Below are 20913 nucleotides of genomic sequence, written 5' to 3'. Positions count from 1 at the left end.
CATTTTATCGCAGTGACTGGACGTACTCAGGCAGCCAACTTACCGCTGGCGATTGCCACCGAAGCTGCCACCATCGCCCTCAGCAACACCGCACACCCCGCCGCCAAATCATCCGGCGCCGCGTTCTCGATTTCGTTATGGCTGATGCCACCTTCACACGGCACAAAGATCATTCCCGCCGGCCCCAGTTCCGCGACGAAGATCGCGTCGTGCCCTGCCCCGCTCACGATATCCATGTTGGACAACCCCAACCCATTGGCCGCATCACGCACGGCATCCACGCAGCCTTTGTCGAAGTACAGCGGCGGGAAGTCAGCGGTGGGTGTCATCTCGAACGTGAGGCCGTGCTTGGCGCAGGTTTCGTCAATCACTTTGCGCACCTGGGCAATCATCGAATCCAACCGCGCCGGTTCCAGATGGCGGAAGTCCAGGGTCATGCGCACTTCGCCAGGAATGACGTTGCGTGAGCCCGGATACGCTTGCAGGCAACCGACGGTGCCGCAGGCGTGAGGCTGATGACCCAACGCCGCCGCGTTAACTGCAGCCACCACGGCCGCGGCACCGACCAGGGCATCCTTGCGCAGGTGCATCGGGGTCGGCCCCGCATGCGCCTCGACACCCCGCAGTTTCAGGTCGAACCATTTCTGGCCAAGGGCGCCCAGCACCACACCGATGGTTTTCTTTTCATCCTCAAGAATCGGACCTTGCTCGATATGTGCTTCGAAATATGCGCCCACCTTGTGCCCGCTCACCGGGCGTGATCCGGCATACCCAATGGCATTCAGCGCATCGCCCACGGTCACGCCGTCGGCATCCGTCTTGGCCAGCGTGTCGGCCAGGGTGAATTTCTCGGCAAACACCCCGGAGCCCATCATGCATGGAGGAAAGCGCGAGCCTTCTTCGTTGGTCCACACCACCACTTCCAGCGGCGCTTCGGTTTCCACCTTCAGGTCATTGAGGGTGCGCAATACCTCAACGCCCGCCAGCACGCCAAAACAGCCATCAAACTTGCCGCCGGTGGGCTGGGTGTCGATATGGCTGCCGGTCATCACCGGCGGCAACTGGGGATTGCGCCCCGGCCGGCGGGCGAAGATATTGCCGACGCCATCGATGGTCACGGTACAGCCCGCTTCCTCGCACCACTTCACAAACAGGTCGCGGGCCTGGCGATCGAGGTCGGTCAGGGCCAGGCGGCAGACGCCGCCCTTGGGGGTGGCGCCGAGCTTGGCGAGTTCCATCAGGGACAGCCACAGACGATCGCGGTTGATGTGCTGATGGGTGGATTGCAGAACGTCTATGGCAGCGTTCATGGGGATCTCCTCAGGCAGTAGTTCTTATGAATTTGACCAGACTCTCACTGGAGGACTGCGATCAAAAATGTGGGAGCGGGCTTGCTCGCGAAGGCGGTGATTCAGCTAACACATCTGGCGACTGGCACACCGTATTCGCGAGCAAGCCCGCTCCCACATTTGATTGCATTCCACATCGATTAAAGCGGTGTTTTCACCGCGACCACACGAGCCCCGCGTTTCATGCAGAGGGCGTAATACAATAGGCCACCTAGCGCCGAGCCGGTGAACCAGCCATAGCTGTAGAACCAGCTGAACGCGTCGCTGCCCAGGGACAGCAACGTCAACACCACCGGCACGCCAAACGCCAGGAAGCCATGCCAGTTCCACGCCGGGTACACGTCATCGCGATACAAACCGGCGAGGTCCAGTTGCTGTTTCTTGATGATGAAATAGTCCACCACCATGATCCCGGCGATCGGCCCCAAGAGGCTTGAGTAACCCAGCAACCAGTTGGAATAGACGGTTTCCAGGCTCACGTCGGAAATGATCAGCCCGAGCTTTTTCAGCAGTTCGTGGGCCATCAGCGCCAGGCCCACCAGGCCGGTGAGCACCACCGCTGTGGTGCGGTTGATCAGCTTGGGGGCGATGTTCTGGAAGTCGTTGGTGGGCGAGACGATGTTCGCCGCGGTGTTGGTGGACAAGGTGGCGATGATGATCAGCGCCATCGCCACGGCCACCCACACCGGGCTCTGGATATGGCCGATCAGGGTGACCGGGTCGGAGACGCTGACGCCCACCAGTTTCACCGAGGCGGCGGTCATGATTACGCCGAGGGCGGCGAACAGGAACATGGTCAGCGGCAGGCCGAAAATCTGCCCGAGGATCTGGTCTTTCTGACTCTTGGCGTAGCGGCTGAAGTCGGGGATGTTCAATGACAAGGTGGCCCAGAAACCCACCATCGCCGTCAGGCCTGCCATGAAGTAGCCGGTGAGGCTCGCGCCTTCGGGACGCTTGGGCGGGATCGCCATCAACTCGGTCAGCGAGACATTCGGCAGCGCCCACACCAGCAGCCCGATTCCCACCGCTACCAGCAGCGGAGCAGACAGGGTTTCCAGCCATTTGATCGACTCGGCGCCACGCAATACCACCCACAGGTTCAGGGTCCAGAAGATCATGAAGCCGATCACTTCACCGGTGCCACCAAGGGACTTCCAACCCTCGAAAACCGAGCCCAGGAACAGGTGAATCGCCAAGCCGCCAAACATCGTCTGGATGCCGAACCAGCCGCACGCCACCAGGGCGCGAATCAGGCACGGCACGTTGGAGCCAAGCACACCGAAGGACGAGCGCAGCAACACCGGGAACGGGATGCCGTACTTGGTGCCGGGGAAGGCGTTGAGGGTCAGTGGGATCAACACCACGATATTGGCCAGCAGGATCGCCATCAGCGCCTCGCCCACCGACAACCCGAAGTACGCGGTGAGCACGCCGCCCAGGGTGTAGGTCGGCACACACACCGACATGCCGATCCACAGCGCGGTGATATGCCACTTGTTCCAGGTGCGTTCGCGCACCTTGGTCGGTGCCATGTCGTGGTTGTAGCGGGGGCTGTCGAGGACGTCGGGGCCGGCGTCGAGTTCGTACAGGCCGTTGCGCTCAATGACTTGCGATCTGTTCTGTTGCATGGCCGCTCCACGGTTTTTTCGAATTATTTTTGCTCACCCCGTGACGTGCACGGGATGGCCGGAGTACCTCGTTGACAACATGACATCCGGGACCCGGCCAACCGCCACCGCACTCAATAACCGTGCCGTAAACCGTCAACCTGCCCGCACCGCTTGTATAACTTGCTGATGTTTATCAGCTTTATTGTCTCGACCGAAGAGCCCCTCGTTACTTTCAGCGTTACTCAGGCCAAATAACGCAGAAGTTGTCCGAACCATCAGGACTCAATCTGGTGCAACACAATTATTTTTATTTACCGGCCCCGTCAAGAGGCATGTCTCAAGCGTCTGATTTGCAATAGGAAATGTTGCTCATATTGGGAACCTGTCAAGTGCGTCAAAATGGTGAGAGGCCGCTACATTTTGGTGATTTTGATTTTTTATCGTTAAAATTCAATTACTTAATAAAGATATAAGCTTATAAAAAATATTCTTGCTCATTCGAAAAACTCGGGCTAGTTTCTATTCCTGTCACCGCTGACAGGAATTAATTTTCCAGCGGCGCGATGCATGACAACACTTAGAACTGGCACAAGCCGGTCAAGCCTGTGAGGAACTCGACATGTCGCTGTTGATCCGTGGCGCTACCGTTATTACCCATGATGAAAGTTACCGAGCCGATGTTTTATGCGCAGACGGTCTAATCCGCGCCATTGGCACTGATCTGGATATTCCCGCCGGCACCGAGATACTCGACGGCAGCGGTCAATACCTGATGCCCGGCGGCATCGACCCCCATACCCATATGCAGTTGCCCTTCATGGGCACCGTGGCCAGTGAAGATTTTTTCAGTGGCACGGCCGCCGGGTTGGCGGGCGGCACCACGTCGATCATCGACTTCGTGATTCCCAACCCGCAGCAATCCCTGCTGGAAGCCTTCCATCAGTGGCGCGGCTGGGCCGAGAAGTCGGCGTCCGACTACGGCTTTCACGTCGCCATTACCTGGTGGAGCGAGCAGGTCCGCGAGGAAATGGCCGAGCTGGTGAGCCAACACGGCATCAACAGCTTCAAGCATTTCATGGCGTACAAGAACGCAATCATGGCCGCCGACGACACCTTGGTGGCGAGCTTCGAACGCTGCCTGGAACTGGGTGCGGTACCGACGGTGCATGCCGAAAACGGCGAGCTGGTGTATCACCTGCAACGCAAGCTGATGGCCCAGGGCATTACCGGGCCTGAAGCGCATCCGTTGTCGCGGCCTTCGCAGGTGGAAGGTGAAGCCGCCAGCCGGGCGATCAGGATTGCCGAAACCATCGGCACGCCGCTGTACCTGGTGCACGTGTCCACCAAGGAAGCGCTGGATGAAATCACCTACGCCCGCAGCAAGGGCCAGCCGGTGTACGGCGAAGTATTGGCCGGGCATCTGCTGCTGGACGACAGCGTGTATCAACACCCCGACTGGCAGACCGCCGCCGGCTATGTGATGAGCCCGCCCTTCCGCCCGCGCGGGCATCAGGAGGCACTGTGGCATGGCTTGCAATCGGGCAACCTGCACACCACCGCCACCGACCATTGCTGCTTCTGCGCCGAGCAAAAAGCCGCCGGGCGGGATGACTTCAGCAAGATTCCCAATGGCACTGCCGGTATCGAAGACCGCATGGCGGTGTTGTGGGATGAGGGCGTGAACACTGGGCGCTTGTCGATGCAGGAATTCGTTGCGCTGACGTCTACCAACACCGCGAAGATCTTCAACCTGTACCCGCGTAAAGGTGCGATCCGCGTGGGGGCCGATGCTGACCTGGTGCTGTGGGACCCGCAAGGCACACGGACCATTTCCGCGAAGACTCACCACCAGAAAGTCGACTTCAACATCTTCGAAGGCAAGACCGTGCGCGGCGTGCCGAGCCATACCATCAGCCAGGGCAAGCTGGTCTGGGCGGATGGGGATTTGCGCGCCGAACGGGGTGCGGGTCGGTATATCGAACGGCCGACGTATCCGCCGGTGTTTGAGCAGTTGGGCAAGCGGGCGGAGCGTTCCAGGCCGGTTGCTGTGAAACGCTGAAAGCGGCCTTCGGCCTATCGCGGGCAAGCCCGGCTCCCACATTTGAAATGCATTCCCCTGTGGGAGCTGGCTTGCCTGCGATGAGGCCGGTACAGGCAACAAAAAAACCACTGCCCACCAGAGGCAGCACCTCAAAAACCGTGAGGCCAATACCGTGATCCAGACCCTGAACCATCTTCCCCACCCCCATGAAGATGCGGCGGCCCTCGCCGCGCATTTCACCGACCTGGCGCCGCCGCTCAATGCCCGGCAAGCCCAACTGGAAGCCTCGCGCTGCCTCTACTGCTACGACGCGCCGTGCGTCAACGCGTGCCCCAGCGAGATCGATATCCCGTCGTTCATCCGCAATATCCACACGGAGAACGTCCAGGGCGCCGCACAGAAGATTCTCTCGGCGAATATCCTCGGCGGCAGTTGCGCCCGGGTCTGCCCGACGGAAATCCTCTGCCAGCAAGCCTGCGTGCGCAACAATGCCGAGGAATGCGCCCCGGTGCTGATCGGCCTGTTGCAGCGTTACGCGGTGGACAACGCGCACTTCAGCGAACACCCGTTCCAGCGCGCCGCGCCCACCGGCAAGCGCATCGCGGTGGTCGGCGCCGGGCCTGCGGGGTTGTCCTGCGCCCATCGCAGCGCCCTGCACGGCCATGACGTGGTGATTTTCGAAGCCCGGGAAAAAGCCGGCGGCCTGAATGAATACGGGATCGCCAAGTACAAGCTGGTGGATGACTTCGCACAGAAGGAACTGGATTTCCTCCTGCAGATCGGCGGCATCGAGATCCGCCACGGCCAGCGCCTGGGCGACAACCTGACCTTGAGCGAACTGCACCAGCAGTTCGATGCAGTGTTCCTCGGCCTTGGCCTGGCTGCCAGCAAACAGCTCGGCCTGCCACACGAAGACGCCCCCGGCCTGCTCGCCGCCACCGACTACATCCGTGAACTGCGCCAGGCCGACGACCTCAGTCAACTGCCCCTGGCCGACCGTTGTATCGTGCTCGGCGCCGGCAACACGGCCATCGACATGGCGGTGCAAATGGCCCGCCTCGGTGCCCGTGACGTCAACCTGGTGTATCGCCGTGGCCTGGCTGAAATGGGCGCCACCGGCCATGAGCAGGACATCGCCAAGGCCAACCAGGTACGCCTGCTGACCTGGGCCCAGCCCGAAGAAGTGTTGCTCGACGACCAGGGCCATGTGCGCGGCATGCGTTTCGCCCGCACCCGCATGGTCGATGGCCGCCTGCAAGCCACCGGCGAGACCTTCGAACTGGCCGCCGACGCGATCTTCAAGGCCATCGGCCAAGGCTTCGACGACGAGGCGCTGCACGACCCGCTGGCCCACCAACTGCAACGCCAGGGCGATCGGATCTTCGTCAACGAACAGCTGCGCACCAGCATCCCCGGTGTGTACGCCGGCGGCGATTGCGTCAGCCTCGGCCAGGACCTCACCGTCCAGGCCGTGCAACACGGCAAGCTGGCCGCTGAAGCCATGCACGCTCAACTCATGCTGAATGTGGAGGCTGCGTAATGGCCGATCTCTCGATTGTATTCGCCGGTATCAAAGCCCCCAATCCGTTCTGGCTGGCCTCTGCACCGCCTACCGACAAGGCCTACAACGTGGTCCGCGCCTTTGAAGCAGGCTGGGGCGGCGTGGTCTGGAAAACCCTTGGCGAAGACCCGGCAGCGGTCAACGTCTCATCGCGCTACTCGGCGCACTTTGGTGCCAACCGTGAAGTGCTCGGCATCAATAACATCGAGCTGATTACCGACCGCTCCCTGGAGATCAACCTGCGGGAAATCACCCAGGTGAAAAAGGACTGGCCGGACCGCGCGCTGATCGTGTCATTGATGGTGCCGTGTGTTGAGGAGTCGTGGAAGCACATCCTGCCACTGGTGGAAGCCACCGGCTGTGACGGCATCGAGCTGAACTTCGGCTGCCCCCACGGCATGCCGGAACGCGGCATGGGCGCGGCGGTGGGCCAGGTGCCGGAGTATGTGGAACAGGTGACGCGCTGGTGCAAGACCTATTGCTCGCTGCCGGTGATCGTCAAGCTCACGCCGAACATCACCGACATACGCGTGGCGGCGCGGGCAGCGTATCGCGGGGGCGCGGATGCGGTGTCGCTGATCAACACCATCAACTCCATCACCAGTGTCGACCTGGAGCGCATGGTCGCCCTGCCGATGGTCGGCACCCAAAGCACCCACGGGGGTTACTGCGGCTCGGCGGTGAAACCCATCGCACTGAACATGGTGGCGGAGATTGCCCGGGACCCACAGACACAAGGCTTGCCGATCTGCGGGATTGGCGGGATTGGCAACTGGCGCGATGCAGCGGAATTCGTCGCGCTGGGCTGCGGCGCGGTGCAGGTGTGCACGGCGGCGATGCTGCATGGGTTTCGGATTGTCGAAGAAATGAAGGACGGGCTGTCGCGGTGGATGGACAGCCAGGGTTACAGCAGCCTGCAGGAATTTTCCGGGCGGGCGGTGGGCAATACGACGGATTGGAAGTACCTGGATATCAATTACCAGGTGATCGCCAAAATTGACCAGGCGGCATGTATTGGCTGTGGGCGTTGCCATATTGCCTGTGAAGACACGTCGCACCAGGCGATTGCCAGCTTGAAGCAGGCGGATGGGACACATAAATACGAGGTGATCGATGATGAGTGCGTGGGGTGCAACCTGTGCCAGATCACCTGCCCGGTGGCGGACTGTATCGAGATGGTGCCGGTGGATACCGGAAAGCCGTTTTTGAACTGGACGCAGGACCCGAGGAACCCCTACCGCGAGGCGGTGTAGCCTGAATGATCGTTCCCACGCTCCGCGTGGGAATGCATCCGTTGACGCTCCGCGTCACGACCTTAAGAACGGACGCAGAGCGTCCAGGCGGCATTCCCACGCGGAGCGTGGGAACGATCTAGGGCTCCAACCCGATCCCCCGCAGGATCACACTCGTCACCGTCTGCACCGCCCGCTCAAACTGCATGTCCGACAACGGCTGATGGTCATTCAGGATCTTCACCTGATGATCAAAGTCGGCATAGTGCTGGGTCGACGCCCAGATCATATACAGCAGGCTCGACGGCTCCACCGGCAAAATCCGCTTGTCCTCCACCCACTGGCGAATCTTCGCTTCCTTCATCTTGGCCCAGTCATACAGGCTCACATCCAGCGCCTCCCCCAGGGTTGGCGCGCCGTGGATGATTTCATTCGCCCAGACTTTCGAACCATAAGGCCGGCTGCGGGAATGTTGCATCTTGGCGCGGATGTAGCTACTGAGCACCACCCGCGGGTCGTCGAACATCTCGAAGCACAAGGCGTCCTGCTTCCACACCTCCAGCAGGTCGAACAACACCGCGCTGTACAGCTCGCTCTTGGTACTGAAGTAGTAATGCAGGTTGGAGCGCGGCAGTTGCACTTCTTCAGCGATGTCGGCCATGGCGGTGCTGCCATAGCCCTTCTCGGCGAAGACCTTTTCAGCCGCCAGCAGAATCTTTTCGACGTTGACCCGACGAATACCGATCTTGTGATTGCCCATAAGGGCTCCCTGACAACAACATGGCTTCAAGACTACCATCCGCTCTAGATCGCGGCGACACGCCACTGTGAAACTTCGTACAAGAACCTTCCCCGTCGATAGCGGATTGGTTAGCATCGCCATCCCCTCGAAGGATCATCCCCCATGACTATTCGACAGCGAAGCGCGTGCGACGACCCGGTGCTGGGTGCACTGTGGGAACGCTCGGTGCGCGCCACCCATGACTTTCTCAGCGAAGACGACATCCAGCGCCTGCTGCCCCTGGTACGCGACTGCTACCTGCCGATGCCCGCCCTTGAGGTGTGGGTGTACGAAGATGCCCAAGGCATTGGCGGCTTCGTCGGCACCGGCGGCAATAATGTCGAGATGCTGTTTATCGACCCGAACCGACGCGGCCAGGGCATCGGTCGCCAGTTGCTGGACTTCGTCCGCGCCCGCCACGACACCCTGCGGGTCGACGTGAACGAGCAGAATCCACAGGCCGTGGGTTTCTACCTGCACTATGGTTTTATCCAGACCGGCCGCTCGCCCATCGATGGCGAAGGCAAGCCCTTCCCCTTGTTGCACATGGCACTACCGAACGACTGACTCTCACCTGAAGGTATTGAACAATGTTGATCAAGAAGACCCTCACCACCGTTGCCCTGCTCGCTTCCCTGCTGGGCGCCTCGGCCGCGTTTGCCCACGCCCACCTGAAAAGCTCGGAGCCTGCCGCCGACAGCAGCGTCGCCGCGCCCAAGGACCTGCGCCTGACGTTCAGCGAAGGCGTTGAAGCGACCTTCACCAAGGTATCCCTGAGCAAGGACGGCACCGAAGTCGCGATCAAGGGCCTGGAAACCCCGGACGCCGACAAGAAAGTATTGGTGGTGACACCGGCCGCACCCTTGGCCGCCGGCACCTACAAAGTGGTGTGGAACGCGGTCTCGGTGGATACCCACAAGAGCAACGGTGAATACAGCTTCAAGGTCGGCCAATAATCCATGGCCACCCTGCTGGTGCTGTGCCGTTTCCTGCATTTCATCGTCGTGCTGTTGATGTTCGGGGCCTGTGTGTTCAGGCCCTGGCTGCTGGGCGCGGGACCGCAACCGGTGCTGGACCGCCAACTGTCGCGCATCACCCAAGGGTTGGCGTGGCTGGCATTGGTGTCGGGGGTGGCGTGGCTGTTGTTGATCAGCGCGAGCATGGCCGGTGTCGGGCTGGGCGCGCTGGAATGGTCGACCGTGCAGTTGGTGCTGGGCAAAACCTTCTTCGGCCAGGTCTGGACCTGGCACTTGCTACTGAACGTGCTGCTGGTGCTGGGCCTGATGACGCCGTGGAAGGCGTTGCGCCTGCCGCTCTGTGCATTGCTGCTGGCGACACTGGCACCGGTGGGCCATGGCGCCATGCTCAATGGCATGGCCGGACAGTTGCTGATCCTCAATCAGGTGGTGCACCTGGTGTGTGTCGGTGCCTGGCTGGGCGGCCTGCTCCTGCTGGTGTTGATCCTCAGGCAATCGCCCCGCTATCCGTTAGAACCGATCCTCAAGCGCTTCAGTGGCATCGGTTATGGCCTGGTGACAGGGCTGCTGGTGACCGGATTGATCAACGTGCGGGTGCTCACCGGGCAGTTCTGGCCGACGCCCTTGTTCACAGGGTTCGCCCTGATCCTGTTGATCAAGGTGCTGCTGGTGTTCGGCATGCTCGCCCTGGCGCTGCTGAACCGCCTGCGGATTCACAACTGTGAGCAGCGGCTGCCTGCCTTGAAGGCCAGCGTGATGATTGAATGGTTACTAGGTGTTTCAGCGGTAGCCGCCGTTTCGCTGCTTGGCACCTTGCCGCCCATGGTTGCAGCGGGATAACTCCTTCCCCCCTGACTCCCTTCACGCAGGGAGTCATCGTATAACTTTCGATTGACATCCCCCTGAAACCTCGCAAATATCGCCCTCAATGTTGTACGACAACGTATAACAAAAAAATAAAAACAACAAAAAGACAAGGGAGCGTCACTGTGAGCCAACACGTCCGCCATTTCTCCGGCACCACCCGTTTTGCCGCCATCGGTTTGAGCAGCCTGGCCTTTACCCTCCCCGCCACCGCCTCGGCAGAAGGCTTCATCGATGACGCCGCCGCCACGCTCAACCTGCGCAACGCCTACTTCAACCGCAACTTCACCAACCCCGCCTACCCCCAGGGCAAGGCCGAGGAGTGGACGCAAAACTTCATTCTCGATGCCAGGTCCGGCTTCACCCAAGGCACCGTCGGTTTCGGCCTGGACGTGCTGGGCCTTTACTCGCAGAAACTCGACGGCGGCAAAGGTACCGCCGGCACCCAACTGCTGCCGACCCGCAGCGATGGCCGCCCTGCCGATAACTTCGGGCGCCTGGGCGTGGCGCTGAAAACCAAGCTGTCGAACACCGAATTGAAAGTCGGCGAATGGATGCCGGTACTGCCGATCCTGCGCTCGGATGACGGCCGCTCACTGCCGCAAACGTTCCGCGGCGGCCAGGTAACGTCCAGGGAAATCGCCGGCCTGACTTTGTATGGCGGCCAGTTCCGCGGCAACAGCCCGCGCAACGACGCGAGCATGGATGACATGTTCCTCAACGGCAAAGCCGCATTCACCTCGGACCGCTTCAACTTCGGCGGCGGCGAATACACCTTCAACGACAAGCGCACCCAGGTTGGCGTGTGGTACGCCGAACTCAGTGACATCTACCAGCAACAGTATTTCAACCTCACCCACAGCCAGCCCGTGGGCGACTGGACCCTGGGCGCCAACCTCGGGTTCTTCACCGGCAAGGAAGACGGCAAGGCCCTGGCCGGCGACCTCGACAACAAAACCGCGTTCGCCCTGCTCTCGGCCAAATACAAAGGCAACAGCTTCTATATCGGCCTGCAGAAACTCACCGGCGACAGCGCCTGGATGCGGGTCAACGGCACCAGCGGCGGCACCCTGGCCAACGACAGCTACAACGCCAGCTACGACAACGCCAAGGAAAAATCCTGGCAGGTGCGGCACGACTTCAACTTCGTGGTACTGGGCATTCCCGGGTTGACCATGATGAACCGCTACATCAGTGGCGATAACGTGCACACCGGGGCGATCACCAATGGCAAGGAGTGGGGCCGTGAGTCGGAGCTGGCCTACACGGTACAAAGCGGTCCACTGCGGGACCTGAATGTGCGCTGGCGCAACGCAACGATGCGCCGGGATTTCAGTACCAACGAGTTTGATGAAAACCGGATATTCATCAGTTACCCGCTGTCGTTGTTATAGCGGTTTACAAACAACCGGAAAGGCTTTTGTGACGGGGGAGGTTGCCGTGGGGAGGGAGATTGCTGTGGCGAGGGAGCTTGCTCCCGCTGGGCTGCGCAGCGGCCCCAAAATCTTGGGAGCGCTTCGCACTCCAGCGGGAGCAAGCTCCCTCGCCACAGCAAGCCCCCTCGCCACAGGACAGCGATGAGCCTCTATCAACTTCGACCAATAGTGCGTTGACAAGTGTAGGAAACCCTAAGGATACTTCGGATCAGTCATACGACAACCTACAACAATAACGGGATCACCATGACCACCACAACCGCCCCTACCCCGTTCAACCGCTTGCTGCTCACCGGTGCCGCCGGTGGCCTGGGCAAAGTCTTGCGCGAACGCCTGCGTCCTTACGCCAAGGTACTGCGCCTGTCGGATATCGCCGACATGGCCCCGGCCGCTGACGACAGCGAAGAAGTATTGCCTTGCGATCTTTCCGACAAACAAGCCGTGCACCAACTGGTGGAAGGCGTCGATGCGATCCTGCATTTCGGCGGCGTATCGGTGGAACGCTCGTTCGAGGAAGTGCTGGGCGCGAACATCTGCGGGATCTTCCACATCTATGAAGCGGCGCGCCGCCATGGGGTCAAGCGCGTCATCTTCGCCAGCTCCAACCACGTGATCGGCTTCTACAAGCAGGACGAAGCCCTCGACGCCCACTCCCCGCGCCGCCCCGACAGTTACTACGGGCTGTCCAAATCCTACGGCGAGGACATGGCCAGTTTCTACTTCGATCGCTATGGCATCGAGACCGTCAGCATCCGCATCGGCTCCTCGTTCCCGGAACCCCAGAACCGCCGGATGATGCACACCTGGCTGAGCTTCGACGACCTCACCCAACTGCTCGAACGCTCGCTGTACACACCGAATGTCGGGCATACCGTGGTCTACGGCATGTCGGATAACCTCGATGTGTGGTGGGACAACCGCTTCGCCGCGCACCTGGGCTTCACCCCGCGGGACTCTTCCGAAGTATTCCGCAAACAGGTGGAAGCCCAGCCGATGCCCGCTGCCGACGACCCGGCGCGGGTGTACCAGGGTGGCGCGTTTTGCGCCGCCGGCCCGTTCGGTGACTGACCACAGACCAACCCAAGGGAATGAGTGGCCATGCAAGCAGAACTGATTGTCGACGCCCGCAACGCCGTGGGTGAATGCCCGGTGTGGGTACCCGGGGAAAACGCCCTGTACTGGGTGGATATTCCCACAGGCGAACTGCAACGCTGGAACGCCACCAGCGGCCAGGCGCAGGCCTGGAAAGCTCCGCAGATGCTTGCCTGCATCGCCCGCACCTCAGCGGGCGATTGGGTCGCGGGCATGCAAACCGGGTTTTTCCGGCTGACGCCCCACAACGATGGCAGGCTCGACACTGCGCCCCTGGCCAGCGTCGAGCACGCCCGCCCGGACATGCGCCTGAACGATGGCCGCTGTGATCGCCAGGGCCGGTTCTGGGCCGGCAGCATGGTGCTGAACATGGCCGAGAATGCGGCCGACGGTGCACTGTATCGCTACGAAACAGGCCGGGCGGTTCACACCACACTCAACGGTTTCATCACCCCCAACGGCCTGGCCTTCAGCCCGGACGGGCGCACGATGTACCTCTCGGATTCGCACCCGTTGGTCCAGCAGGTCTGGGCCTTCGACTACGACATCGACAGCGGTACGCCGTCCAATCGGCGGCTGTTTGTGGATATGCACCAGTTCCTCGGCCGCCCTGACGGAGCCGCCGTGGATGCCGAAGGTTGCTACTGGATCTGCGCCAACGATGCCGGGCTGGTCCACCGCTTTACCCCCGACGGCCGTCTCGACCGCTCACTGGCCGTGCCGGTGAAAAAACCCACCATGTGCGCCTCCGGTGGCAACCGCCTGGACACCCTGTTCGTCACCTCGATCCGCGACGACCACAGTGCCCAGTCGCTGGCCGGCGGCGTGTTTGCCCTCAACCCCGGGGTCACCGGATTGCCGGAGCCCACCTTCATCCTCTAGCTGCATCGCTGTGCCTTGAATAAAACAATAACAAGACTGGAGAGACACCCCATGGACTTCAAACGCACTTTGCTCCTCGCCGCACTCCCCTTCACCTTCGTCTTCGCCGGTGCCGCCCACGCGCTGGAAATCAAATTCGCCGACATCCACCCCGCCGGCTACCCCACCGTCGTCGCCGAAGAACAGCTGGGTAAAACCCTGGTGGCCGAAAGCAACGGCGGCCTGACCTTCAAGATGTTTCCCGGCGGCGTGCTGGGCTCGGAAAAGGAAGTGGTCGAACAGGCCCAGGTCGGCGCGATCCAGATGGCCCGGGTCAGCCTCGGCATCGTCGGCCCGGTGGTGCCGGACGTGAACGTGTTCAACATGCCGTTCGTGTTCCGCGACCAGGCGCATATGCGCAAGGTCATCGACGGCGAGATCGGCGATGAAATCCTCGCCAAGATCACCGACTCCGAATTCAACCTGGTGGCGCTCGCCTGGATGGACGGCGGCACGCGCAACCTCTACACCAAGAAACCGGTGCGCAAGATCGAAGACCTCAAGGGCATGAAGATCCGCGTGCAGGGCAACCCGATCTTCATCGAAACCATCAACGCCATGGGCGGCAACGGCATTGCCATGGACACCGGCGAGATCTTCAGCGCCCTGCAGACCGGCGTGATTGACGGCGCGGAAAACAACCCGCCCACCCTGCTGGAACACAACCACTACCAGAACGCCAAGTTCTACAGCCTGACCGGCCACCTGATTCTGCCCGAGCCCATCGTGATGTCGAAAATCACCTGGAACAAGCTCACCCCCGAGCAACAGGTGCTGGTGAAGAACACCGCCAAAGCCGCGCAGATCCAGGAGCGCGAGCTGTGGGACGCCAAGTCTGCCAGCAGTGAAGCCAAGCTCAAGGCTGCTGGCGTCGAGTTCATCGACATCGACAAAAAACCGTTCTATGAGGCCACCGCTTCGATCCGCGACAAGTACGGCGCGCCCTACGCCGACCTGATCAAGCGCATCGAAGCCGTCGAGTAACCCTTTTTCCTCTCATAGATAAGGCCCGGCGCGGTCGGCATCGACGCGCCCGGTTACGGTGAACGCCATGAAGAATTTACTGCTGCGCATCAACGACCGCATTTACATGAGCTGCATCTGGATCGCCGGCCTCGCCGTTCTCGGCGTCGCGCTGATCATTCCCTGGGGCATCTTCGCCCGCTACGTGCTCGGCACCGGCTCCAGCTGGCCGGAGCCCACCGCCATCCTGCTGATGCTGGTGTTCACCTTTGTCGGCGCCGCCGCCAGCTACCGCGCCGGGGCGCACATGTCGGTGGCCATGGTCACCGACCGCCTGCCGCCCGGCCAACGCCGAATCGTCGGCATCGTCTCGCAATTGCTGATGGCAACCATCTGCCTGTTCATGACGATTTGGGGCAGCAAATTGTGCCTGTCGACCTGGAACCAGTTCATGAGCGCCATGCCGACCTTGCGGGTGGGCATCACCTATATGCCGATCCCGATCGGTGGCTTGCTGACCCTGGTTTTTGTGCTGGAAAAACTCCTGCTGGGTGACCAGAGCAACCGTCGGGTCGTGCGCTTCGACCTGGTTGAAGAAAGTGAAGGGGCTGCCTGAATGGACGCATTGATTCTGTTGGGCAGCTTTATCGCCCTGATCCTGATTGGCATGCCGGTGGCCTACGCCCTGGGGCTTTCTGCGCTGATCGGCGCGTGGTGGATCGACATTCCGTTCCAGGCCCTGATGATTCAGGTGGCCGGCGGGGTGAACAAGTTTTCGCTGATGGCGATTCCGTTCTTCGTGCTGGCCGGGGCGATCATGGCCGAGGGCGGCATGTCGCGCCGGCTGGTGGCGTTTGCCGGGGTGCTGGTGGGGTTTGTGCGCGGCGGCCTGTCCCTGGTGAACATCATGGCCTCGACGTTTTTTGGCGCGATCTCCGGCTCGTCGGTGGCCGATACGGCGTCTGTCGGTTCGGTGCTGATTCCGGAAATGGAACGCCAGGGCTATCCCCGTGAATTCGCCACCGCCGTCACCGTGAGCGGCTCGGTACAAGCCTTGCTGACGCCTCCGAGCCACAACTCGGTGCTCTACTCCCTGGCGGCGGGCGGCACCGTGTCCATCGCCTCGCTGTTCATGGCCGGCGTGGTCCCGGGCCTGCTGATGAGCGCCTGCCTGATGGTGCTGTGCCTGATCTTCGCGAAAAAGCGCAACTACCCCAAAGGCGAAGTGATCCCCCTGAAACAGGCACTGAAAATCTGCGCCGACGCACTGTGGGGCCTGATGGCCATGGTGATCATTCTTGGCGGGATTCTGTCGGGCATCTTCACCGCCACCGAGTCGGCGGCGATTGCGGTGTTGTGGGCGTTCTTCGTGACCATGTTCATCTACCGCGACTACAAATGGAGCGAGCTGCCCAAGCTGATGCACCGCACGGTGCGCACGATCTCCATCGTGATGATCCTGATCGCGTTCGCCGCCAGCTTCGGCTACATCATGACCCTGATGCAGATCCCGGCGAAGATCACCACGATGTTCCTGACCCTATCGGACAACCGCTACGTGATCCTGATGTGCATCAACGCCATGCTGCTGTTGCTGGGCACGGTGATGGACATGGCGCCGCTGATTTTGATCCTCACGCCGATTTTGCTGCCGGTGATCCTGGGGATTGGCGTCGACCCGGTGCACTTCGGCATGATCATGCTGGTGAACCTGGGGATCGGCCTGATCACCCCGCCGGTGGGTGCGGTGTTGTTTGTGGGGGCGGCGGTGGGCAAAGTCAGCATCGAGAAGACCGTGAAGGCGTTGCTGCCGTTTTATGGCGTGCTGTTTTTGGTGCTGATGGCCGTGACCTACATTCCGGCGTTGTCGTTGTGGTTGCCGGGGTTGGTGTTATAAGCCCCACACTGCGTGTAGCGAGGGAGCTATTGTGGAGAGGGAGCTGCTGTGGCAAGGGAGCTTGGTGTGGAGAGGGAGCTTTCTGTGGCGAGGGAGCTTGCTCCCGCTGGAGTGCGAAGCGCTCCCGCTTTTTTGGGGCCGCTCCGCAGCCCATCGGGAGCAAGCTCCCTCGCCACACAAGCATTCATCATTCAATAGGTCTGCTGACACTCATGATGCTTGAACTCAAAGACAACCTGACCCACCTGACGCTGGCGCCAGCGTTGGGCGGGAGTATCGTCAACTGGACAGTACGCAGCAGCGGCCAGCCGTTGCTACGCCACACCGATCAACAGGCGCTGGCCAGCGGCTTGCCGGGGAAGCTTGCGTGCTTCCCGCTGGCGCCCTGGTCGAACCGGGTTGCCGACGGTGGCTTTGATAACCCATCAGGGTGGTTGGGACTTGAGCCCAACAGCCCGCTGGACCCGCTGCCAATTCATGGCAGTGCCTGGCAACAGGTGTGGCAGGTGGTCAGCCAGACGTCAGACGAAGTGGTGTTGCAACTGGACAGCAGCACACCCTTTGCGTATCGCGCCGAGCAGCGGGTTCAGTTGAAGGGCGGCAAGTTGAGCATCACCTTGCGCGTCACGCACCTGGCGGAAAAAGCGGCGTGGCACGGGCTGGGATTGCATCCGTATCTGCCCCGCAGGCCGGGCACGCAATTGCAGGCAAAGGCTTCGCAGGTATGGATGAGTGATGCGGCGAAATTGCCGACAGGGCTGGCTGCCGTACCCGCCGAGTGGGATTTTCAACACCCAGAATCGTTGCCCGAGACACTGGTGGACAACGGTTTTTGCCCGTGGGATGGGCGCTGCGTCATCCAGCAGCCAGACCTGGGTTACACCCTGGAATGCCAGGCCACCGGCAGCGACTATTACCTGCTGTATTGCCCGCCGGGGCTGGATTTTTTCTGCTTCGAGCCGGTGAGTCATCCAGTGAATGCCCATCACCTGCCGGGTAGGCCGGGGTTGAAGCTGTTGGAACAAGGCCAGTCGGCAGAACTCAGTTTCAGCCTGCAATACAAAACCCTCTAACAACACAAAACCCATGTGGGAGCGGGCTTGCTCGCGAATGCGGTGGATCAGTCAACACATCTGCGACTGACACTCCGCATTCGCGAGCAAGCCCGCTCCCACATTTTTGATCTCCATTGTGTCTTAGGGAGGGGTGTTTTTCAGGCGCCCCGCCGTGTCGATACTCACCACCACCGATAACCCAGGTCGCAGCCGTTCACTCTGCTCCTGCCCCGGGTCCACGGTAATCCGCACCGGCACCCGCTGGGCGATCTTGACGAAGTTGCCGGTGGCGTTATCCGCCTGCAACAGGCTGAACTCCGACCCGGTCGCCGGGGAAATGCGCTGCACCGTGCCGTGAAACTTGCGGTGGTCCAGGGCATCCACGGTAAAGGTCACCGGCTGGCCAACCTGCACGTTGTCCATCTGGGTTTCTTTCATGTTGGCGATCACCCACAGCTGGTTCGGCACCAGCGCCATCAACTGCGCGCCGCTGTTGACGTAGGCCCCGAGGCGCACGCCAATCTGGCCCAGTTGCCCGTCACGCGGGGCGATGATCCGGGTGTTCGACAGGTCGATACGCGCCAGCTCCACTGCCGCATCGGCACTGGCCACCGCCGCCTCCAGCGAACCGCGATTGACGATCACTGTCTGCAAATCCTGCCGGGCGATTTCCAGGTTGGCCTGGGCCTGGGCCACGGCCGCGATGGTTTGCGCATTGGCGGCGCGGGTCACATCCAGCTCGCGTTTGGACACCGACCCATCGCTGATCAACTCCTCATTGCGGCGCAAATCCGCGGTGCTTTTGCGGGCCTGGGCCTGGCTGTCCATCAAGGCCGCCTGACGCAGCTTGATGGTCGCCTCAGCGCTGTTGCGTTGCTGCACCACATTGGCCAGGGACGCCTGCTGCACCGCCAGTTGCGCCTGGGCCTGATCAAGGCGCTGCTTGTAGATACGGTCATCGAGGCGCACCAGCAAATCCCCGGCCTTGACGTACTGGAAGTCCGTCACCGGCACTTCATACACGTAGCCGCTGAGCTGCGGCCCGATGATCGTCACCTGGCCGCGCACCAGGGCGTTTTCGGTGGTTTCCACGGCGCTGCTGAAGGGCGGCAACTGCCAGGCGTAGAGCACGATCAGCACGCCGATAATCGCAATCGCGGCAAAGCCCATGGAAGAGATGATGCGCACCCGCAAGGAGCGCGGTTCGGTGGCCGGCATGCTCGGCGGCGCGGTGCCTTCCGGCGTGGAAGCGATGGCGTTGGTGGTGGTCGTCGTCGGTTCGGTCATGAAGAAAGTGCGCCGCTGGGTTGAACGGGAGGCGCTGCACTGGCGGCAGCTTTAGTGGTACTCATCAGCCAGAGGCTGCGGATAAAGATCCAGATCATGGTGAGTATGGCGATGATCGCGATCAGCATGAACACATCGTTGTAGGCCATCACATTCGCCTCGCGGGTGGCGGCCGTGGCCAGGCTGCGAATGCCCATGAGGTTGCGCAACTCGGGGTCGGCGATCACCCCGCCATAGGCCGAGCCGCCGCTGGCAACACGCGCCGCCACACGCGGGTCGAGCAAGGTCAGGTGTTCGACGATCATGCTGGAATGGAATTTCTCCCGCACGATCTGGAACGTACCGAGCAATGCCGCACCAATCAGGCCGCCGAGGTTCTGGCAGATCCCGAACAGCACCGAGAAACTCACCAGGTTCCTGGGGTTGGTCAGTACGTTCTTCGTGCCCAGGACCATGGTCGGCCCGAGGAAGAACGTGCCGCCAAAGCCTAGCAGGAACTGGCTGATGTACATGTTTTGCGGACGCGTGAGGTTGCTGGAGAAACTGTCCATCACCGAGCCCACGGCCATGAAGGCCAGGGAGATGATCAGCGGCATCAGCAAATGCGCGGGGTTGATGGTCAGCGCGCTCACGGCCAGGCCGGCAATCGCCCCCGCCAGCATCACCCAATACAGCGTGCGCATCTGCTCGTTGCTCATGTTCAGCATCTGCATGAAGCCCACGGCGCCGGTGGACTGCTCCGAGAGCACCATGCGAATCAGCACCACCGCCAGCGCCAGGCGAATCATCGCCCCGCTGCCCAGCCAACGGGTCATCAGCAACGGGTTGGAGCGGTTATGTTCGATGGCCAGGCCGGCCATGATCAGCACCAGCGAGCAGGCCGAGGCGATACCGATCCACGGCGCTTCCAGCCACCAGTCGATACGGCCCAGGGAAAGCACCGCGCAGAGCAAGGCGACGCCGGTGGCGAGGATGGCGAAGGTCAGGAAGTCGAGTTTTTCGAAGGTCTTGAAGCGGTCGCCCGGGGGCAACTTGAGCAGGAATACGCAGCCCAGGCAGGTCAGCGCCATGCCCAGTTCGAACAGGTACAGGCCGCGCCATTCGGCGATTTGCAGCAGGTCTTCGGAGAACAGTCGGGCCAGGGGCAGTGCCAGTTGCGCGGTGCCCAGGCCGAGTACCAGGGCCTTCATCCGCCACTTTGCGGGAAAGGCCTGGATCATGTAGTACAGGCCCAGGGAACTGAGGGCGGCGCCGACCATGCCGTGGGCCGCGCGTACGGCGATGGCCGAGCTGAGGTCGTTGACGAACAGGTGGCCGAAGGTGACCAGGGCGTAGAGCACCAGGAACACTTCGGTGAACGCACGCAGACCGAATTGCTGGCGGAATTTTACCAGCAGCAGGTTCATGGAGACGTTGGTCATGACGTAGGCGGCGGGGAGCCAGGCCATCTCGGCCGTCGTCGCGCCCAGGGCGCCCTGGAGGTACACAAGGTTGGCGATCACCAGCGAGTTGCCGAGGCCACCGGTGATTGCCACCAGTACGCCAACGAGGGCGTAGGCCCAGCGCTTGCGGGTGGAATGCAGCGGCGTCGACGGCGAGCCCGGCAGGCTCGGGCGCTCGTGGGGCTGCCAGGTGTGGGGGGTGTATTTGTCCATTCGGTGGCCTTGATGACCGGCGTTTGGGGCCGGTGGAACGGTTACTCAGGGAGTAGTAAACCTGAGTGGAGTTCAACTTGCCATCTTGGGAGGGATTTGGGCGGTTGGGGTGCATATCCGTTGCTGCGGTAACGGCTGCTTATGGTTCCGCTCTTACAGCGGCTCACTTCTTAACAGCGCAAAAGTAAGCAA

18 protein-coding genes are annotated in these 20913 nt (G+C 61.5%); 13 read left to right on the top strand and 5 right to left on the bottom strand.

The window, feature by feature from the left end; all coding sequences use genetic code 11:
* Nucleotides 1-26 precede the first annotated feature (26 nt).
* Together HX786_RS08070 and HX786_RS08065 are read right to left on the bottom strand one after the other, a co-directional pair.
* Nucleotides 27-1310 carry a Zn-dependent hydrolase gene (locus HX786_RS08070; RefSeq protein ID WP_087693198.1) on the bottom strand — a complete coding sequence of 428 codons (1284 nt, stop codon included), beginning with the start codon at nucleotides 1308-1310 and terminating at the stop codon, nucleotides 27-29.
* A 179-nt stretch (nucleotides 1311-1489) separates the two neighbouring features.
* Nucleotides 1490-2977: an NCS1 family nucleobase:cation symporter-1 gene (locus HX786_RS08065; protein WP_102369544.1), complete on the bottom strand. Its 1488-nt coding sequence runs from the start codon at nucleotides 2975-2977 to the stop codon at nucleotides 1490-1492.
* Between the two features lie 601 nt (nucleotides 2978-3578).
* Between HX786_RS08065 and hydA the strand changes: the two genes are divergently transcribed.
* The 3 genes from hydA to preA all read left to right on the top strand — a co-directional run bounded on the left by hydA (nucleotide 3579) and on the right by preA (nucleotide 7814).
* Complete coding sequence (gene hydA, locus HX786_RS08060; protein ID WP_178911920.1) at nucleotides 3579-5018, top strand: dihydropyrimidinase; 1440 nt, start codon at nucleotides 3579-3581, stop codon at nucleotides 5016-5018.
* Nucleotides 5019-5172: 154 nt separating this feature from the next.
* Entirely contained in the window at nucleotides 5173-6540 is a 1368-nt protein-coding gene (locus HX786_RS08055) for an NAD(P)-dependent oxidoreductase (protein ID WP_003207831.1), read from the top strand.
* Nucleotides 6540-7814 carry an NAD-dependent dihydropyrimidine dehydrogenase subunit PreA gene (gene preA, locus HX786_RS08050; RefSeq protein ID WP_003207829.1) on the top strand — a complete coding sequence of 425 codons (1275 nt, stop codon included), beginning with the start codon at nucleotides 6540-6542 and terminating at the stop codon, nucleotides 7812-7814. Before HX786_RS08055 ends, preA begins: the two co-directional genes overlap by 1 nt.
* Before the next feature lie 118 nt (nucleotides 7815-7932).
* On the opposite strand, the gene HX786_RS08045 is transcribed toward preA, so the two are convergent.
* Nucleotides 7933-8553 (bottom strand): TetR/AcrR family transcriptional regulator, encoded by a 621-nt coding sequence (locus tag HX786_RS08045; protein WP_003207828.1) that lies wholly within the window; start codon nucleotides 8551-8553, stop codon nucleotides 7933-7935.
* A 144-nt stretch (nucleotides 8554-8697) separates the two neighbouring features.
* Here HX786_RS08045 and HX786_RS08040 point away from each other — a divergent pair, with 144 nt between their 5' ends.
* From HX786_RS08040 to HX786_RS07995, 10 genes are all read left to right on the top strand, one after another.
* Nucleotides 8698-9141 carry a GNAT family N-acetyltransferase gene (locus HX786_RS08040; RefSeq protein ID WP_178911919.1) on the top strand — a complete coding sequence of 148 codons (444 nt, stop codon included), beginning with the start codon at nucleotides 8698-8700 and terminating at the stop codon, nucleotides 9139-9141.
* 23 nt (nucleotides 9142-9164) lie between these two features.
* A complete protein-coding gene (copC, locus tag HX786_RS08035) occupies nucleotides 9165-9530 on the top strand; it encodes a copper homeostasis periplasmic binding protein CopC (protein ID WP_003207825.1) in 366 nt (121 codons plus the stop codon).
* Between the two features lie 3 nt (nucleotides 9531-9533).
* Nucleotides 9534-10391 (top strand): copper homeostasis membrane protein CopD, encoded by an 858-nt coding sequence (copD, locus tag HX786_RS08030; protein WP_003207822.1) that lies wholly within the window; start codon nucleotides 9534-9536, stop codon nucleotides 10389-10391.
* Between the two features lie 149 nt (nucleotides 10392-10540).
* Nucleotides 10541-11809 carry an OprD family porin gene (locus HX786_RS08025; RefSeq protein WP_178911918.1) on the top strand — a complete coding sequence of 423 codons (1269 nt, stop codon included), beginning with the start codon at nucleotides 10541-10543 and terminating at the stop codon, nucleotides 11807-11809.
* Nucleotides 11810-12097: 288 nt separating this feature from the next.
* A complete protein-coding gene (locus HX786_RS08020) occupies nucleotides 12098-12919 on the top strand; it encodes an NAD(P)-dependent oxidoreductase (RefSeq protein WP_003207819.1) in 822 nt (273 codons plus the stop codon).
* 30 nt (nucleotides 12920-12949) lie between these two features.
* The gene (locus HX786_RS08015; protein ID WP_178911917.1) at nucleotides 12950-13825 is read left to right on the top strand and encodes an SMP-30/gluconolactonase/LRE family protein; all 876 of its coding nucleotides are present in this window, start codon (nucleotides 12950-12952) and stop codon (nucleotides 13823-13825) included.
* A gap of 51 nt (nucleotides 13826-13876) precedes the next feature.
* On the top strand, nucleotides 13877-14848 hold the full coding sequence (locus HX786_RS08010) for a TRAP transporter substrate-binding protein (RefSeq protein WP_178911916.1): 972 nt from the start codon (nucleotides 13877-13879) through the stop codon (nucleotides 14846-14848).
* A gap of 67 nt (nucleotides 14849-14915) precedes the next feature.
* Entirely contained in the window at nucleotides 14916-15443 is a 528-nt protein-coding gene (locus tag HX786_RS08005; RefSeq protein ID WP_003207813.1) for a TRAP transporter small permease, read from the top strand.
* On the top strand, nucleotides 15444-16724 hold the full coding sequence (locus HX786_RS08000; RefSeq protein WP_003207810.1) for a TRAP transporter large permease: 1281 nt from the start codon (nucleotides 15444-15446) through the stop codon (nucleotides 16722-16724). It begins immediately after the preceding gene.
* 212 nt (nucleotides 16725-16936) lie between these two features.
* Nucleotides 16937-17797, top strand: coding sequence for an aldose 1-epimerase (locus HX786_RS07995; protein ID WP_178911915.1), 861 nt, complete (start codon nucleotides 16937-16939; stop codon nucleotides 17795-17797).
* 123 nt (nucleotides 17798-17920) lie between these two features.
* Here the strand turns inward: HX786_RS07995 and HX786_RS07990 are convergent, their stop codons facing one another.
* Nucleotides 17921-19066 (bottom strand): HlyD family secretion protein, encoded by a 1146-nt coding sequence (locus HX786_RS07990; RefSeq protein WP_003207807.1) that lies wholly within the window; start codon nucleotides 19064-19066, stop codon nucleotides 17921-17923.
* Entirely contained in the window at nucleotides 19063-20721 is a 1659-nt protein-coding gene (locus HX786_RS07985; protein WP_003207803.1) for an MFS transporter, read from the bottom strand. Before HX786_RS07985 ends, HX786_RS07990 begins: the two co-directional genes overlap by 4 nt.
* Between the last annotated feature and the right edge of the window lie 192 nt (nucleotides 20722-20913).

It is taken from the genome of Pseudomonas sp. 21615526 (assembly GCF_013386245.1).
Lineage (GTDB): Bacteria > Pseudomonadota > Gammaproteobacteria > Pseudomonadales > Pseudomonadaceae > Aquipseudomonas.
The sequence above is the reverse complement of the archived record's forward strand: the minus strand, read 5'-3'. Positions and strand labels throughout refer to the sequence as shown.

What these genes read in the sequence shown, in the direction of transcription:
- HX786_RS08070 (WP_087693198.1), bottom strand. Translation starts at nt 1,310, where the DNA reads ATGAACGCTGCCATAGACGTTCTGCAATCCACCCATCAGCACATCAAC.
- HX786_RS08065 (WP_102369544.1), bottom strand. Translation starts at nt 2,977, where the DNA reads ATGCAACAGAACAGATCGCAAGTCATTGAGCGCAACGGCCTGTACGAA.
- hydA (WP_178911920.1), top strand. Translation starts at nt 3,579, where the DNA reads ATGTCGCTGTTGATCCGTGGCGCTACCGTTATTACCCATGATGAAAGT.
- preA (WP_003207829.1), top strand. Translation starts at nt 6,540, where the DNA reads ATGGCCGATCTCTCGATTGTATTCGCCGGTATCAAAGCCCCCAATCCG.
- HX786_RS08045 (WP_003207828.1), bottom strand. Translation starts at nt 8,553, where the DNA reads ATGGGCAATCACAAGATCGGTATTCGTCGGGTCAACGTCGAAAAGATT.
- HX786_RS08040 (WP_178911919.1), top strand. Translation starts at nt 8,698, where the DNA reads ATGACTATTCGACAGCGAAGCGCGTGCGACGACCCGGTGCTGGGTGCA.
- copC (WP_003207825.1), top strand. Translation starts at nt 9,165, where the DNA reads ATGTTGATCAAGAAGACCCTCACCACCGTTGCCCTGCTCGCTTCCCTG.
- copD (WP_003207822.1), top strand. Translation starts at nt 9,534, where the DNA reads ATGGCCACCCTGCTGGTGCTGTGCCGTTTCCTGCATTTCATCGTCGTG.
- HX786_RS08020 (WP_003207819.1), top strand. Translation starts at nt 12,098, where the DNA reads ATGACCACCACAACCGCCCCTACCCCGTTCAACCGCTTGCTGCTCACC.
- HX786_RS08015 (WP_178911917.1), top strand. Translation starts at nt 12,950, where the DNA reads ATGCAAGCAGAACTGATTGTCGACGCCCGCAACGCCGTGGGTGAATGC.
- HX786_RS08010 (WP_178911916.1), top strand. Translation starts at nt 13,877, where the DNA reads ATGGACTTCAAACGCACTTTGCTCCTCGCCGCACTCCCCTTCACCTTC.
- HX786_RS08005 (WP_003207813.1), top strand. Translation starts at nt 14,916, where the DNA reads ATGAAGAATTTACTGCTGCGCATCAACGACCGCATTTACATGAGCTGC.
- HX786_RS08000 (WP_003207810.1), top strand. Translation starts at nt 15,444, where the DNA reads ATGGACGCATTGATTCTGTTGGGCAGCTTTATCGCCCTGATCCTGATT.
- HX786_RS07995 (WP_178911915.1), top strand. Translation starts at nt 16,937, where the DNA reads ATGATGCTTGAACTCAAAGACAACCTGACCCACCTGACGCTGGCGCCA.
- HX786_RS07990 (WP_003207807.1), bottom strand. Translation starts at nt 19,066, where the DNA reads ATGACCGAACCGACGACGACCACCACCAACGCCATCGCTTCCACGCCG.
- HX786_RS07985 (WP_003207803.1), bottom strand. Translation starts at nt 20,721, where the DNA reads ATGGACAAATACACCCCCCACACCTGGCAGCCCCACGAGCGCCCGAGC.